The following is a 15,947-nucleotide window of genomic DNA, read 5'->3' as shown; positions in this document are numbered from 1 at the left end:
CTTGGCTGTTAGAACTCAATCTGTACGAGTGCCCACACAGATGATTGCTTTATATTGTTAAAGAACGTTTGAGTTGCCTTAGCGACTCAAGGGAAGCGAATCTTACGCTTTCCTGTGTTTTTGTCAACACTTAATTTTAAATTATATAAAAATCTAAACTCAAGTTTTACTCGACTCACTAAGTGACTTGCTTGCCTCGTTAAGCGTTGCCTGCTCTGCCGTCTCAGTGGGGTCGCATTATAGGGAGATCCGAAAACAGATCAACCCTTTTTTGAAGAAAACTTTAAAAAACGTGTCGTTCGCGCATATTTTCATCGAAACGGTTACTTTAAACACTAAAAAGGCCCACAAGGGCCTTTTTACTCAATGAACGATAAGCTTCCAACCAAGTTTACTTTGCTGTTTAGACTCTTGTTGTAGTTCACTTGCCATTAATGGATGTTCTTTTAACCAGTTACTTTCGAATGTTAATGTTAAAACTTCATTCTTAGCGGTTAATTCAAAATTTGGCAGAACATCGTCCTGTCGTCTCATCGACAAAATAACGGACACTCGAAGTAACCTTACAATGTACTGCGCAAGAAGGTTGTTTGCACCTAACGCGTTAAAGCTGTCTTTTGGTATATCAGAACGATGTGCATCGGCTACTGCCACAATTAACCTGTGCTCTGATTGCGAAAAACCAGGCATGTCGGTATTTTCTAGGATATACGCTGTATGCTTATGATACTGCTTATACTCTATCAGTAAGCCGATTTCATGTAACTGCGCAACGGCTTTTAATAGGGGTAAGCCATTTAAGTGATTAATTGGCCAATCTTCATTGATGCTTTGTGCGAGCTCAATTGCCAAACTAGAGACTCGTGATGCTTGGTTTTGGTCAACATGGTATCGACTCATAAACCCATCAACTGTTCGCTTTCTTATATCGCTATTATGAAACTCTGGCACCATGCTATATAAAACACCTTCACGAAGTGCGCCGCCTGCCAGTCCCATTTTTTCAATTTCTAACGATTCAAACAAAGCAATTAAAATAGCAAGGCCTGATACAAATACCAATCGACGATCTTCGCTTAAACCTGGAAGCTCTAACGCTGCAATGGATTTAAATGCAATTGATTGCTCTTTTATTGAATTAAGCTTTTCTAAAGTAAGAAGATCATCAAGGTTTTGTGCCACCATAATTTCTTGAATTGCTTGTACTGTACCTGATGCGCCTGATGCTATTTGCCATCCTGCGGCTTTGTATTCAGGAGCTATATTATCAATAACAGTTCGAGCAGCCTTTATAGCGGTATTGAAATTGCTATGTGTTAATAAGCAATCTTTAAAGTAACGCTCAAGGTAAGTAACACACCCCATGTTGAGGCTCTTGTATAAAAGTGCATCAAACTCTTTACCAATCACTACTTCAGTGCTTGCACCACCAATGTCAATAACAAGCTGTTTGCCAGTACATGCAGAAGTATGCGCTACACCTTTGTATATGGTACGCGCTTCTAATTCACCACTGATAACATTGATTTTATGGCCAAGAATTTTTTCAGCCTGCGCTTTAAATACTTCAGCATTGGTTGCTAAGCGTAATGTAGCCGTAGCTACTATTGTAATATTTTGATTTGGAATATCTTGTAAACGCTCAGCAAAAAGCGCGAGGCATTCCCAGCCTCGTTGCATAGCCTCGGTGCTTAATATGTTATCTTTATCAAGCCCTGCGGCTAACCTGACCTTGCGTTTTACGCGACCAATAGTTTGTAAACCGCCAGCCACTGATTTGGCAATTAGCATATGAAAGCTATTTGATCCCAAATCAATAACTGCGTATACATTTTTTTGCGGTATAAGTTGCCCCACCGTTCAAAAACCTCTAGTTACTACTACTTATACAAACGGTCTATTACGACCGTCCTTTTTGGTAACTATTATTTGGTCGACGTCCGTTATTGTTACTACGATTACGAGGACCATTTGAATAGTTGCGCTTTCTTTGAATAATAGGCTTAGTTAAATCGTCTAACAAGGCGGCTTTATCGTAATGCGATAAAGGAATGCTGTGCTCTATGTATTCTTCAATTTCATGTAGGTTGTATGCATATTGTTCACACGCAAAACTTATTGCATGTCCTGATGCACCTGCACGACCTGTTCGACCAATACGATGAACATAATCCTCACAGTCGTCTGGTAAGTCAAAGTTAAATACATGACTTACTTCTGGGATATGCAACCCACGCGCTGCAACATCAGTTGCAACTAAAAAGTCTAATTCGCCTTTGCTAAATTGCGCTAAAATGCTTTGACGTTTTTTCTGATTTACATCACCTGTTAGCATACCAACACGATGACCATCAGCTTTTAACCACGCATACACGGTTTCACAGCTGTGCTTAGTGTTTGCAAACACAATGGCTTTATCAGGCCACTCTTCTTCAATTAACGTTAATAAAAGCTTAATTTTATCTTCTTGTGAAGGGTGAAATAGCTCTTCTTTTATACGTTTACCGGTTTTTACGTCTGGCTCAATTTGTACATGCTCTGGGTTGGTCATGTGTTCAAAAGCAAGTTCTTGCACGCGGTATGATAAAGTCGCAGAAAATAATAAGTTTAATCGCTTTGACGTATCTGGCATACGATCAAACATGTAACGTATATCTTTTATGAAGCCTAAATCGAACATACGATCAGCTTCATCAAGCACGACAACCTCAATTTCATTAAGGGTGTAACAGCCTTGCTTGTACAAATCGATTAAACGACCTGTCGTGCCAATTAAAATATCTACGCCTTTTTCTAATTGTGCACGTTGTTTTTCGTAATCTTCGCCACCATATACTAAACCTAAGTTAAGATTACAGTGTGGCGCTAAAATTTTTGCATCTTTGTGTATCTGAATCGCAAGCTCCCGAGTAGGGGCCATGATCAGGGCTCTTGGATGTTTACTAGGTGCTTTGCTAGATTGTAATAACCGATGGCACGTAGCAGTTAAAAATGCCAACGTTTTGCCTGTACCTGTTTGTGCTTGGCCCGCAATATCGCGTCCATCACAAATAAAAGGTAGGCATTTTGCTTGAATAGGTGTGCAATATTCAAACCCATTCTCGGTTAGACCGGCAACCACTTCCGGTGCGATAGCAAAGTCTGAAAACTTTTTATCGGTTAAATGTGTCTTAGTCATAGCGTTTAAGCATAACGTTTAAACTTGCAATAAGAAACAAGAGTGTTTAAATACGCACTAAATATTTCGCCTAACTAAATCGGAGAGCGCAATGAGCGAGAAAATAATCCAAATTACTGACGATAGCTTTGAAGCTGACGTATTACAATCAGACAAGCCTGTACTAGTAGACTTCTGGGCTGAATGGTGCGGACCTTGTAAAATGATCGCCCCTATCCTTAATGAAGTTGCTGATGAATACGACGGCCGTGTTGCTGTTGCTAAACTTAATATTGACCAAAATGCGGGCACTCCGCCTAAGTTTGGTATTCGCGGCATCCCTACTTTGCTTCTTTTTAAAGATGGCCAAGTTGCTGCAACTAAAGTTGGTGCACTTTCAAAAACACAGCTTATCGAGTTTTTAGATAACAACATCTAATAGACTAGAACTAAAAAAAGGGCTTTTTGCCCTTTTTTTGAATTTATTTTGTATAAACACTGGACGCTATGCCAGTGAACTGCTAGTTTATAAAGCCAACTAATCCTTAGTTATATTCAACCAACCTCACTCAACGATCAAAGCGACTTTGAGTATGACAATTGTAATAAAGAACCCACCAATATGCATTTACGCGAATTAAAAGACAAGTCTATAAAAGAACTTGTAAACTTAGCTGAGTCCATGGGGCTCGAAAACGTAGCCCGCTTAAGAAAGCAAGATATCATTTTTACCATATTAAAATCCCATGCCAAAGGCGGAGAAAATATCTTCGGCGGTGGTGTGCTTGAGATTTTGCAAGATGGTTTTGGCTTTTTAAGATCATCAGAAGCTTCTTACTTAGCTGGCCCAGATGACATTTATGTATCACCGAGCCAAATTCGCCGCTTCAGTATGCGTACTGGCGACTCAATTTCAGGCCTTATTCGTCCACCAAAAGATGGTGAACGTTACTTTGCATTACTTAAAGTAAACGAAGTTAACTTTGATAAACCTGAAAATTCTCGCACCAAAATTCTTTTTGAAAACTTAACGCCACTACATGCAAACGAACGTTTCCGCATGGAACGTGGTAACGGTAGTAAAGAAGATATCACTGCTCGTGTACTTGATTTAGCATCACCAATTGGCCGTGGCCAACGTGGTTTATTAGTAGCACCGCCAAAAGCGGGTAAAACAATGCTACTGCAAAACATTGCACAATCAATTACGCATAATCATCCTGATGTAACGTTAATGGTTTTACTAATTGACGAACGTCCTGAGGAAGTAACTGAAATGCAACGCCTTGTTAAAGGTGAAGTTATTGCATCAACGTTTGATGAGCCTGCATCTCGTCACGTACAAGTTGCCGAAATGGTTATCGAAAAAGCAAAACGTTTAGTTGAGCATAAAAAAGACGTTGTTATTTTACTTGATTCAATCACGCGTTTAGCACGTGCTTACAACACCGTTATTCCTTCATCAGGTAAAGTACTTACCGGTGGTGTTGACGCTAATGCACTACACAAACCTAAGCGTTTCTTCGGTGCCGCACGTAACGTTGAAGAAGGTGGTAGCTTAACAATTATAGCCACTGCACTTATCGATACTGGTTCTAAAATGGATGAAGTTATCTACGAAGAATTTAAAGGTACTGGTAACATGGAATTACATCTAAACCGCAAAATTGCGGAAAGACGTGTATTCCCAGCTATCGACTTTAACCGCTCTGGTACTCGCCGTGAAGAACTACTTACTAAGCCAGATGAGCTGCAAAAGCTATGGATTTTACGTAAAATCGTTCATGAAATGTCAGAGATTGACGCCATGGAATTTTTAATCGATAAACTATCAATGAGTAAAACCAATGATGAGTTTTTTGATTCGATGAAACGCCAATAAACGCATTTAAGTAATACAAAAAAAGCGCCCAGGGCGCTTTTTTTATATTTGTTATAATGTGTACTTACGTTTCATTGTATTTGTGTAATACAGCCTGGAGCTCTGACACAAGCTGATTAATATATTTCATATCTTTTTCGCCTTTTTGCAATAAGGCGCTGTCTAAATTTTTCGCAGCTGAAGCTATTTCCTCTAAGGCGAACATTTGTGCTGCACCTAATATTCGGTGGCTATCTTTTTGCAAAGCGTCAAAGTCTTCACTTAGAAAATGCTGTGTAATATTTTCGCTTTCTAAACCAAAACTTTGTTTAAAACTTATTACTAAATCACTGATATCTATCTCACTTGGTACATTAGGTTCGTCCGAATGAACTTGGTCTAAATTTTCTGACAAGGTTTTATAAAATAAGTCTTTATCCAATGGCTTTGCAAGGTAACCGTCAAACCCTAATGTAAGATAGTCGTCAATTTCGTGACTCATTGCGTTTGCAGTGAGCGCAAAAATTGGCCGTTGAAAACCACATTTTTTCAATAGCTCAAAGGCCGCTCGTCCATCCATTATAGGCATTTGAATGTCGAGTAATACAAGATCTGGGTAGTCTTGTAAGCAACGCTCTACAGCTTGCTCACCGTTTTCTACCGCAATTACATCAAGCCCTAGTGAACGCAAGTAACGGCTAATAAACCTACGGTTATCTGCATGATCCTCTGCAAACAGGACTGTACCGCTTAGTTGCACTTTATTTTGCTCTATTTGCCCAATATCGCTTTGATCACTAGAAACTTGCGCACAAGGTAAAAAGAACGAAAATTGACTTCCTTTTTTATATTCACTTTGCACGCTAATATACCCGCCCATCATAGAAGCGAGCTGCTGTGATAAACTAAGCCCCAGACCTGTACCACCGAAACGTCGGCTAATACTGTTATCTGCTTGGCTAAAGTATTCAAAAATGAGCTTTAATTGCGATGAGTTCATACCTATACCGGTATCTTTAACAATCAGTACAATACCCTGCTCTGTTTTATTTAATGCAATTAATACCTGCCCTGATTGGGTAAACTTAATAGCATTGGCACACAAATTAATGAGAATTTGTTTTACTCGCATTATATCAAGGCGGGTGTAAAACTCATCGCCCACCTTATTTTCAAGCACAAGCCTGAGATTTTTTGCTTTTGCCTGAGGGTTAAACATTGCATGCACATCATTTACCAGTTGGACCATGTCAAAACAAGAAACATTAAGCTCTAACCTATTCGCTTCTATTTTACTTAAATCAAGTACATCGTTGATCAAGCTTTTTAAATGGTTACTGTGCCGCTGAATAATAGCTAACTCATCTTTTAGCTGTTCAGGCTCGTATAAACCATTCATTAAATCGTCTGTTTGTCCGAGAATCGCCGTTAATGGTGTTCTTATTTCATGGCTAACATTAGCCAAAAATTGACTTTTAACATCATTAGCTGCTCTTAACTCTTGTGCAACACCTTGAAGCTCTGCTGTGCGTTGCGCCACTTGCTCAGCTAAATATTGCTTTGCCCGTTTTTCTGCGCCGCGTCGGTATAAAGCAACCCCTGTCACTATGACTAAAAATAACAGTACAAAAATAAACACCGTTAACTGCGAACGCTGATGCATTTTTAGTTCTTGTAATTTACGGTCTTGTTTCAGCTCTTTAATTTCTTGATTCAATTGTGTGGCTTTAAATTGTTTTTCTAGCACGGCTAGGGCTTTAACAATAGAGTCGCTTCTTAATTTACGTAATTCGTTATTGTACTTTTCATGCAACTGCATTGCATTTTCGTAGTTTCCCCTGCTCGCTTCAATCAAAGCGTGAGTGCCAAGTCCATCTCGCATTATGCGATCATTACTATGCTCTTCAAGTAATTCAAAAACGCGTTCAATATTCGTTTTTGCCTCATCTAACATTCCCCTTACAAGCTGGACTTTTGCGAGAGTTTGCAGTGCAGTGAGCTCTAAGTTTTTATTATCAATTTTAAGTGAGTACTCTATCGCTAATTGCGCTTGTTCATACGCTAGTTCTACTTTATTAAGAATGATATTGACGTTTGCAAGGTTAGTGTACTGAGTAGCTAACTTATTGACATTATTGACCGATAGGTAATAACGGGTTGCTAATTGGTAGTAATGCATCGCTAAATCTAGCTGATTACTTTCAAAATAAACCACCCCCATATTGTTATGCACCAAAGCAATACCCAAATTATCATCTAACTTACGAAAAATTTTTAACACATCTTGATAAATACTCATGGCATTTTCATAACGAGATAAGCGTATATAAACGCCTGCTATATTAAGTAAAATATCGCTTTTATCTTGTTCACTGCCTACTTTTTCGTAAATTTCTTTTGCTTTTAAATAATAATCAAGCGTTGCTACCAATTTATGCATATTAAAATAAACCAAACCTATATTATTCAATAAATTTGCTTGCTCTAATGGTTGGTTATTAATTTTTGCAATATCAAGTGCACGGGTATATTGAGTAATTGCTTGTTTAAACAAGCCTTGATAAAAAAGTGCAACACCTTGCATTTTAATCGCACGAAAGTGCTCGCTAGGAAGAAGTGATCCAGAAGTTTCTTGCTCTAATAATTTAAAGTAATTAAAAGCATCGCTAAAGTGGCCGCTCGACAGCGCAGTATCGGCAAGGCCTGCATATATTACAGCACGACTTTGAGCTGTAATACGTTGGTTATTAAGTAAGGCGTTACCTAATTCAAGCTTTGCATCCCATTGTTGTTGTTGTTTAAACTCTTCTAATAATGGTTCTGATTGTTGAGCATAACTTGGCAAATAGAACAAACTGCATACAATGAATAAGAGGCACTTGAGCTTGCCATGCATAATTTTAATCCTTCAAATTGTTACGTGTAACAATGTAATCTGTACTGAAGATACACTAAATACTAGGACCTAAACAATGCTTAACCCACTGATTGACCGAATATTTGACTTAATATTAATCCAAAAAGTGTGGCAAGTTCATATCCTAGCAGCTGAGCTTATTAATTGTGGTGCAATTAAGCCACTTGATAAAAATCCCGAACGTGATTTATTTAAGCGTAATTTTTTAATTATGAATGCATTGTATCAACTACAGGAACAACTTCACCCTAAAAGTCTCTTAATATCAACACTTCATATAGAACTTATTGAAACGGAAATAGAAAATCCTGCAACGGTTAAATCAAATTTAAAAGATTATTATTTAGACTGGGGGAATTACGAAGCAAGCGAAGAGCAAATTAATGAGCTACTCACAAGTTTTTGGCAAAAGTTTAAGAGGGTAAATAGCGCGCCAGCTTTAGCAGAAGATCACTTTGACGCACTGTTGGCAAAGTGGCAGCTAACAAATGATTTTTCGCTTAAAGAATTACAAAAACGTTGGCGACAGCTTGCACTGGCGCACCACCCAGACAAACCAGCTGGCTGCGAGAATGCATTTAAGCAAATAAAAGTAGAATACGAGCAGCTTAAACAGGCTGCTCGCTCATAAATTGATTAACGCGTTAGGCGACGAGCACGAATTTTGCGCCCTTTTATATTACCTTCGGTTAATTTACGAAGTGCCGGTTTAGACGCATTACGTTCAACAGCTACAAATGCGACGTTATCAAGAACATTAATTTTACCTACTTGACGCCCAGCAATACCGTCTTTACCCGTTAACGCACCTAAAATATCACCAGCACGCACTTTTTGCTTTTTACCTGAATCTATCATCAGAGTGACCATTTCTGGTTTGTACGGTGGTTTGTCCAACAAATTATATGAAGGCATTGGCTCTGGCTCAAAGTCGCGCTCATAGTGATCACCAATTTGCGCTACTTTGAATTGCTCTGCATCACCATAAATTGAGCAAGCAATCCCTTTTTTACCCGCGCGACCTGTTCGCCCAACTCGGTGAACGTGCGTTTGCGGGTCATGCGCTAAATGGTAGTTGATTACCATGTCCATATCGTCAATATCTAAACCACGTGCGGCAACGTCTGTCGCGACTAAAATAGACGCACTTTTATTAGCAAAATGAATCAGAGTGCGCTCACGGTCACGTTGTTCTAAATCACCATGCAATGCCACGGCGCTGAAACCTTCATCGGCTAAATCGTCGCACACTTGCTGCGTTTCTACCTTGGTATTACAAAACACAACACAACTTTGTGGTGTAAATTTAAGTAAAAGTAACTTAAGTGTTGGATAGCGCTGTTTGTTGTTATCCATTTTGTAGAAGTATTGTTTTATTGTGCTTTTTTCTTGCTCTTCTTCTACTTTAATCATTTCTGGGTTACTAAGTACACGCTTTGCTATCGCTTCGATTGCGCGTGGAAAAGTAGCACTAAACAAAAGCGTTTGGCGGTTTTGTGGAATACATTCAATAATCGCATCAAGGGTATCTTGAAAGCCCATATCAAGCATTTGATCAGCTTCGTCTAGTACTAATGTTTCTACATCGTCTAACCGTAAAGTCCCTTTGCGAATATGGTCATCTACGCGCCCTGGTGTACCAACAATGATGTGTGCACCGTGTTCAAGTGACCCAATTTGCGGCCCAATTGATACACCACCACATAGCGTTAATATTTTAATATTATGGATACCACGCGCAAGCTTACGCATTTCAACAGCCACTTGTTCAGCAAGTTCACGTGTTGGACATAAAACTAGCGATTGAATTCTAAAACGTTTTACGTTTAATTTAGCAAGCACACCTAAACTAAACGCAGCCGTTTTACCTGAGCCGGTTTTTGCCTGCGCAATGATGTCTTTACCTTCAAGTACAGGTGGCAAACTTTGCGCCTGTACAGGTGTCATGTGGGCGTAGCCAAGCGTCGATAAATTATCAACAAGTCCAGCTGGTAAAGCCAAAGATGAAAAAGCAGTTGAAGTCACAGTAAATTCCATAGCAGTAAAAATAACGCAGGATAAAGTCCCACTAAATATGCCACTAATAATAGCAGAATTCGTTATTGGCAACCATTAGCAAACACATTATAAAATATTGTTAATAAAAACACATTGCAAATGATATTTATTTTCATTAAGATTGCGCTTCACTTTTTATTCACATATTGAGCTGGAAGCATCAAATGAAACTGAGTTCACTTTACATCGCACTATTAGCAACAATAACAACAAACACATATGCAAACTCTACCGACCTTGAACATATTGAAGTCAAAGGAAGTTTCTTTAATGACTACAAAGTAGATAACGCAAATGGTGCAATGAGAACATCAACTTCATTACTTGATACTGCTCAATCAGTGACTGTAATTAGCGATATTATTATTAACGAACAACTTGCGACAACACTAGGTGAAGTACTTTCAAACGATGCAAGCTTAACGGCTGGTTCTAAACAACGTAACCGTGAAGTATTTAACTTACGTGGTTTTGAACTTAGCTCATCAACGGGTTACTTACGCGATGGTCATCAGCACTGGTCGCACTATCAACAACCCATTGAAATTTTACAGCAAGTAGAAGTTATTAAAGGTCCATCGAGCATTTTATATGGTCAATCAGGCCCTGGCGGACTAATTAATATGGTCACTAAAAAGCCAACAGCACAAACTTTGTTCAATGCCAGTGCAGATGTAGATCAACACGGTTCAACGCGGTTTATGCTTGATGCTAGCGGAGCATTAACGGATGCAGAAGATTTACGTGCACGCGGTATTTTAGTTAAGCAAGATGTTGATTACTGGCGCGAATACCAAAATGGTGAAAACCGCGAACGTGACCGCTTTTTAGGTGCATTTATTGTTGATTACGACATTAGTGACAATGCCTTAGTACGTGTGCATTACGACCGCACAGACGACGAAGCAGGTTTAGACACCGGTGCATGGATAGACGACAACGCCAACGTTATTGGCGACGATAAAACTATTCGCGATATGTCTTGGGCGTTTACCGACATAACGGTAGAAAATGCGGGCATAGATTTTAAAGTGTTTTTAAACGATAACTGGCAAGTAAAACTTGGTTATAACGAACAAACATTTGAGCGCCAACGTTTTGAGTCAGCGCCACGTAAGCCGGGTAATTTTGTTGAAGGCGACAGCTATGAGTCTCGCCCGTACGACCGATTCGACGACTGGCAATTTAAAACAGCATTTATCGACTTCATTGGTGAATTTGAAACAGCCGGTGTTCATCATCAATTATTAATTGGTGCTAACTCACTTGATTATTATTATGGCCAGCGTCGCACCTCAGCTGATTCATTTAATTTTATAGCAGGCCAAGCAGAACCAAGTCGCCCAACTGTCAGTTACAAAACTGACGACACTATTAGCGAAACAGAATACGACTATTACGGTATTTATGTGCAAGACTTAATCACGTTTTCGCCACAATGGCAGCTATCGCTTGGTGGTCGCTACGATAAGCAAACACGTGAAGATGCAAATAATGAATCGTTTGTGCCAAAAGTAGGTGTTCTTTATCACCCTAATGCATCAGCTACCATATACGCGAGTTACTCTGAAGGCTTTGAGCCTCAAGGAAGCGATACTCTTGTAAACGAAGACGATATAAATAATGGTATGAAGCTTGACGCCGTTACCTCTGAGCAAAAAGAAATTGGCGTTAAGTGGCAATTGTTTGATGATCGTTTAATGCTAAGCGGTGCACTTTTCGATATAAGTAAAAATGGCACACTAGTTACAGAAACACTTGATATACCAGTGGGTGATTTAATCTCTGAAACAAACCAAATTGGTGAACAGCGCCACAAAGGCGTTGAACTAACAGCGCAAGGTGCGGCAACTGACCGTTTATTCGTAATGGCATCGACTATGTATTTAGATGCTAATTACGAGCGTGACGAAGAATTGGAAGGTAAGCGCCCTACCGATGCCCCTAAATGGTCTGCATCGCTTTGGACTCGTTACGAATTAAACGACGCGATTGCATTTAATGCGGGTGCATTTTACGAAGGTGTGCGCTTTGCAGATAGTGCCAACACGATTACTAAAGATGCCTACACACGCGTAGATGTAGGTGCAACTTACAAACTTAAAGTAAGCAAAACCGATGTTAACTTACGCCTAAACATAGAAAACTTATTTGATGAAGATTATCTAGCCGGTGGCGGAACAAATAACGTAACAATAGGTGAAGGTACTAACGTAAGACTGGCTGCACAGTTTAGCTTTTAATTAAGCGCTTTAATTACCAGCCCGCGCTTAAAATACGCGGGCTTTTTGCGCTTTAAAGCCGCTCATTCATCTCATTCTATTTTTTTACGTCTTTATTACATGTTTTAATAGCCGCAATTTCAAACAAGGCTAATTACCATGAAAAACCTCATCACCGCGCTACTGCTTACCAGTAGCATGGCAGCCACTGCCAGCAACAACGAATTTACACCAAAGCAATTACAACAAGTAGATGAAGTGCGTACCACTGCACTTAATAGCCACCTAAGCTATGAGCTATTAGAGTCACTAACAACAGAAGTTGGCCCGCGCTTACCAGGCACCGAAAACGACAAAAAAGCCGTTGCATGGGCGCAAGCTAAATTTAAAGAACTCGGTTTTGACAAGGTATGGCTTGAAGAGGCGACGTTCCCAGAGTGGCGCCGCTACAGCGAAAGTGGAAAAATATTAACGCCTAGCGAACAACCCCTTCATTTAACCGCGCTAGGTAATAGCATAAGCACACCCAAAGAAGGTATTAGCGCACCCATTGAATTATTCGAAACACTTGATGAGCTAAAAGCAGCACCGGCTAATAGCTTAAAGGGTAAAATTGCTTACATTAATTACCGAATGAATCGCGATATAGACGGCAATGGTTATGGGCCCGCTGTTAAAGCACGTGCCACTGGAGCAATTGAAGCATCTAAAAAAGGGGCTGTGGCCTACATGATGCGCTCAGTAAGTACAGGTCATCACCGTTTTGCCCACACTGGCGGTAGTTATTACAAAGAAGGTGTTAAAAAAATACCTAATGTAACCATTGCCAACCCCGATGCCGATCAAATTGCCCGTTTAGTCGCTTTAGGTAAAAATGTATCGGTAAATATAAATGTACAAACCGAAAACCTTGGCGAAGGCACTAGTTACAATGTTATAGGCCAATTTAACGGGACTGAAACCCCTGAACAATATGTATTAATTGGCGGACATTTAGACTCATGGGATTTAGGCACGGGCGCACTTGATGACGGCGCCGGCGTTGCATTAACTATGGCGGCAGCTAAACATATTAGCGATGTAAAACGCCCTAAACGCAGTATTCGCGTTGTCCTTTTTGCCGCTGAAGAGCTTGGTTTATGGGGTGCTAAAGCTTACTTTGCGAAACATAAAAACGATTTACACAATATTGTTGCTGCCGCAGAGTCTGATTTTGGCGCTGATGTAGTTTACGGTTTTGAATCAAATGTAGATGCAGCGTCACTGCCTGTAGTGCGCGCTATCGCGAAAGAACTTGCCCCTTTAAATGTTGAGTACATTGGTAAAAACCAAGCTAACGGCGGACCTGATCTAATTCCATTTAAAAATGCAGTCTCGGCACCTATTTTTGAGCTAGCCCAAGATGGTACAGACTACTTTGATTATCACCACACTGCTGACGACACGCTTGATAAAGTAACGCCAGCAAAGCTTCGTCAAAATACAGCAACCTATGCGGTATTTGCACTTATGGCAGCAGACGCAAAAACAACAATTAAACCAAAAGTAACAACAAAAGAGTAGCAGACATACTTACTTACAGTTTGCTGCTTTAAAAAATATGCCCCTTGATTTACTTTAGTAGAAATTAAAACTCGGGGCATTATTGCATGCTGCTTTTCAACACCAGTCAGTCCTTTCCTCACTTTTCACAAACGCAGTGCTGCCCAAACTGCCAAAGCGATAGCTATCACTTAGTAAACTATAGCCGTTACTTACGTTTTACGATTATTCCTATCGTACCGTTAAAGCTAAACTACAAGCGCGAATGCTACCAATGTGGACATAACGAAGCCATTAATTTAAAAAAGCTCCCCTTAATTGAAAAACTAAGCCTGCCAAAATACGGGGTTGGCTTAATTTTATTATTGTGGGTAATGGTGTATTTTTTTCAACAATACACCGATAACCAAGCACTCAAATACAGCTACTTAAATAACCCACAGGCATTTGATACGTACTTAGTTCACGCCGATAAATTTACTCACGAACCATGGACGCTAACAAATTTAAAAGTGGCCCAAGTGCTAAGCTTTGACGAGCAATTTATTACTTTTCAAGTAAGCAACTATAGCTATAAACGCAACCGAGGCATAACCACGGCGATGCGCACCAGCTTATTAGTGCAACGCGATTATTTTTCAACAAACACAATTACCTTACCGCGTGATGAGGTAAAGCGCTTATATGACAGTGACGTGATTTACGATGTACTACGCCCACACGCTAATAGCTTGTATGGTGGGTTTGTGATGTTTCCGCCTAAACCTAAGCCTTTATACAAAGGTTTAAAACTAGATAAAAATAACCAGCAAGGCATTATGTACTTTAAAGATGGGCAATTTGAAGAAGCCTTAGAGAGCTTTAAACTTGCTGCAGAGTCAGGCTCTGAATGGGGTCAGCTTAACCTTGCGCAAATGTACCGAGACGGGCAAGGTGCAGGCAAAAACACACAACAAGCTATTTACTGGTATAAAAAAGCAATTGCTCAAGGTAATAGTAAAGCAGCTTACGAGCTTGAGCAGTTGTGTAAATTTATAACGTGCGAATAAGTTATGTAGGGCAGAAAACACTGCTCTACTTGTTTGTCTTAAATAACCTTGTATAAGCTACATGAAAAAGCACAATAACCAGCCCGGCAACAACACCTAACAACCCATCAAAAATAAGCGGAGCTAATACCTCACCTATATTGCCTAGTATTGATTGCGCATAGCCAATCATATTAAGTTGTGTGTGGTGCAGTAACTCAATACCATGAGATAAAATACCCCCACCCACCAAAAACATAGCAACAGTACCTGCAAACGCTAAAAATTGCATAAGTCGCGGTGCTGCTGCAAGTAAGCCTTTACCTATAAACTCTTTAACCGTACTGCCAGAGACTTTAGATTGATTCACCAAATACAAGCCTGCATCATCAAGTTTTACAATGGCAGCCACAAGTCCGTAAACACCAATAGTCATAACAATGGCTATTACACAAAGCACTAAAGATTGATTAAGCAATGTTTGGCCTGCAACAGTGCCGAGCGTAATAACAATAATTTCAGCCGATAGAATAAAGTCCGTTCGTATCGCGCCTTTTATTTTTTGCTTTTCATATTCAACTAAATCAGGCGTTTCGTCGCCATCGGCAATATCATCGTGATGAGGTAAAAATCGCGAAAATACTTTTTCAGCCCCTTCAAAACATAAAAACAAACCACCTAAAATTAAAAGTGGTGTAATTAGCCATGGCAGCCAAACGCTGATCATTAAAGCTGCTGGGACAAGTATGGCTTTATTTAAAAATGACCCTTTTGCTACCGCCCATACAACAGGTAGCTCTCTGTCGGCTGACACACCCGTTACTTGCTGTGCATTGAGTGCTAAGTCGTCACCTAAAACACCCGCCGTTTTTTTTGTCGCAATTTTACTCATAGTTGCAATGTCATCGAGTAAAGCCGTTATATCATCTAATAATGTTAAAAGATTAGTGCCTGCCATTGTACTTCCTGAGGTCTGTTGTTCTTTAAAGGTTAATTTGCAGTAGCCTGTTTGGTTCTTCCTAGGGGCTACTTACTCTTTGTTGCTCGGCTTTTACTTAGTCCACTAGGTTACAAACCTCGCGCTGCGATTAAATAGCCCCTAGTGTGAACAAATTTCAAGCCGAAAAGATCAACAGACCCTATCTTATAAATAATTTAATCA

At 39.8% G+C, this 15,947-nt stretch carries 11 protein-coding genes; 6 read left to right on the top strand and 5 right to left on the bottom strand.

Going from position 1 to position 15,947, the window contains the following annotated elements; genetic code table 11:
* Positions 1 to 363 precede the first annotated feature (363 nt).
* Both gppA and rhlB read right to left on the bottom strand, forming a co-directional pair.
* Positions 364 to 1,857 carry a guanosine-5'-triphosphate,3'-diphosphate diphosphatase gene (gene gppA / locus MTF67_RS15410; RefSeq protein ID WP_248520028.1) on the bottom strand — a complete coding sequence of 498 codons (1,494 nt, stop codon included), beginning with the start codon at positions 1,855 to 1,857 and terminating at the stop codon, positions 364 to 366.
* 43 nt (positions 1,858 to 1,900) lie between these two features.
* Positions 1,901 to 3,178 carry an ATP-dependent RNA helicase RhlB gene (rhlB, locus tag MTF67_RS15405; protein ID WP_006792443.1) on the bottom strand — a complete coding sequence of 426 codons (1,278 nt, stop codon included), beginning with the start codon at positions 3,176 to 3,178 and terminating at the stop codon, positions 1,901 to 1,903.
* A gap of 91 nt (positions 3,179 to 3,269) precedes the next feature.
* Between rhlB and trxA the strand changes: the two genes are divergently transcribed.
* Together trxA and rho are read left to right on the top strand one after the other, a co-directional pair.
* On the top strand, positions 3,270 to 3,596 hold the full coding sequence (trxA, locus tag MTF67_RS15400; protein ID WP_006792444.1) for a thioredoxin TrxA: 327 nt from the start codon (positions 3,270 to 3,272) through the stop codon (positions 3,594 to 3,596).
* A 183-nt stretch (positions 3,597 to 3,779) separates the two neighbouring features.
* Entirely contained in the window at positions 3,780 to 5,039 is a 1,260-nt protein-coding gene (gene rho, locus MTF67_RS15395; protein ID WP_006792445.1) for a transcription termination factor Rho, read from the top strand.
* Positions 5,040 to 5,103: 64 nt separating this feature from the next.
* On the opposite strand, the gene MTF67_RS15390 is transcribed toward rho, so the two are convergent.
* Positions 5,104 to 7,914 carry an ATP-binding protein gene (locus MTF67_RS15390; protein ID WP_039038221.1) on the bottom strand — a complete coding sequence of 937 codons (2,811 nt, stop codon included), beginning with the start codon at positions 7,912 to 7,914 and terminating at the stop codon, positions 5,104 to 5,106.
* A 76-nt stretch (positions 7,915 to 7,990) separates the two neighbouring features.
* Here MTF67_RS15390 and MTF67_RS15385 point away from each other — a divergent pair, with 76 nt between their 5' ends.
* The gene (locus MTF67_RS15385) at positions 7,991 to 8,566 is read left to right on the top strand and encodes a DNA-J related domain-containing protein (RefSeq protein ID WP_248520027.1); all 576 of its coding nucleotides are present in this window, start codon (positions 7,991 to 7,993) and stop codon (positions 8,564 to 8,566) included.
* A gap of 5 nt (positions 8,567 to 8,571) precedes the next feature.
* Here MTF67_RS15385 and dbpA read toward each other — a convergent pair whose 3' ends face one another.
* A complete protein-coding gene (gene dbpA / locus MTF67_RS15380) occupies positions 8,572 to 9,960 on the bottom strand; it encodes an ATP-dependent RNA helicase DbpA (protein WP_033019133.1) in 1,389 nt (462 codons plus the stop codon).
* Positions 9,961 to 10,157: 197 nt separating this feature from the next.
* Here dbpA and MTF67_RS15375 point away from each other — a divergent pair, with 197 nt between their 5' ends.
* From MTF67_RS15375 to MTF67_RS15365, 3 genes are all read left to right on the top strand, one after another.
* A complete protein-coding gene (locus tag MTF67_RS15375) occupies positions 10,158 to 12,236 on the top strand; it encodes a TonB-dependent receptor (RefSeq protein WP_248520026.1) in 2,079 nt (692 codons plus the stop codon).
* A gap of 138 nt (positions 12,237 to 12,374) precedes the next feature.
* Positions 12,375 to 13,778, top strand: a complete 1,404-nt coding sequence (locus tag MTF67_RS15370; RefSeq protein WP_248520025.1) for a M20/M25/M40 family metallo-hydrolase — start codon at positions 12,375 to 12,377, stop codon at positions 13,776 to 13,778.
* 86 nt (positions 13,779 to 13,864) lie between these two features.
* On the top strand, positions 13,865 to 14,806 hold the full coding sequence (locus MTF67_RS15365) for a tetratricopeptide repeat protein (RefSeq protein WP_248520024.1): 942 nt from the start codon (positions 13,865 to 13,867) through the stop codon (positions 14,804 to 14,806).
* Between the two features lie 25 nt (positions 14,807 to 14,831).
* Here MTF67_RS15365 and MTF67_RS15360 read toward each other — a convergent pair whose 3' ends face one another.
* Positions 14,832 to 15,743: a DUF808 domain-containing protein gene (locus MTF67_RS15360; RefSeq protein WP_248520023.1), complete on the bottom strand. Its 912-nt coding sequence runs from the start codon at positions 15,741 to 15,743 to the stop codon at positions 14,832 to 14,834.
* Positions 15,744 to 15,947 lie beyond the last annotated feature (204 nt).

Origin of the sequence: Pseudoalteromonas sp. 2CM32C, assembly GCF_023161925.1 — a bacterium.
Taxonomy (GTDB): domain Bacteria; phylum Pseudomonadota; class Gammaproteobacteria; order Enterobacterales; family Alteromonadaceae; genus Pseudoalteromonas; species Pseudoalteromonas marina.
Note: the sequence above shows the minus strand (reverse complement) of the source record. Positions and strands in the feature narration are given on the sequence as shown.

Bases quoted from the DNA above. Each gene is read 5' to 3' on its own strand.
- MTF67_RS15390 (WP_039038221.1), bottom strand. From the start codon at position 7,914: ATGCATGGCAAGCTCAAGTGCCTCTTATTCATTGTATGCAGTTTGTTC.
- rho (WP_006792445.1), top strand. From the start codon at position 3,780: ATGCATTTACGCGAATTAAAAGACAAGTCTATAAAAGAACTTGTAAAC.
- MTF67_RS15365 (WP_248520024.1), top strand. From the start codon at position 13,865: ATGCTGCTTTTCAACACCAGTCAGTCCTTTCCTCACTTTTCACAAACG.
- MTF67_RS15385 (WP_248520027.1), top strand. From the start codon at position 7,991: ATGCTTAACCCACTGATTGACCGAATATTTGACTTAATATTAATCCAA.
- rhlB (WP_006792443.1), bottom strand. From the start codon at position 3,178: ATGACTAAGACACATTTAACCGATAAAAAGTTTTCAGACTTTGCTATC.
- trxA (WP_006792444.1), top strand. From the start codon at position 3,270: ATGAGCGAGAAAATAATCCAAATTACTGACGATAGCTTTGAAGCTGAC.
- MTF67_RS15360 (WP_248520023.1), bottom strand. From the start codon at position 15,743: ATGGCAGGCACTAATCTTTTAACATTATTAGATGATATAACGGCTTTA.
- MTF67_RS15375 (WP_248520026.1), top strand. From the start codon at position 10,158: ATGAAACTGAGTTCACTTTACATCGCACTATTAGCAACAATAACAACA.
- MTF67_RS15370 (WP_248520025.1), top strand. From the start codon at position 12,375: ATGAAAAACCTCATCACCGCGCTACTGCTTACCAGTAGCATGGCAGCC.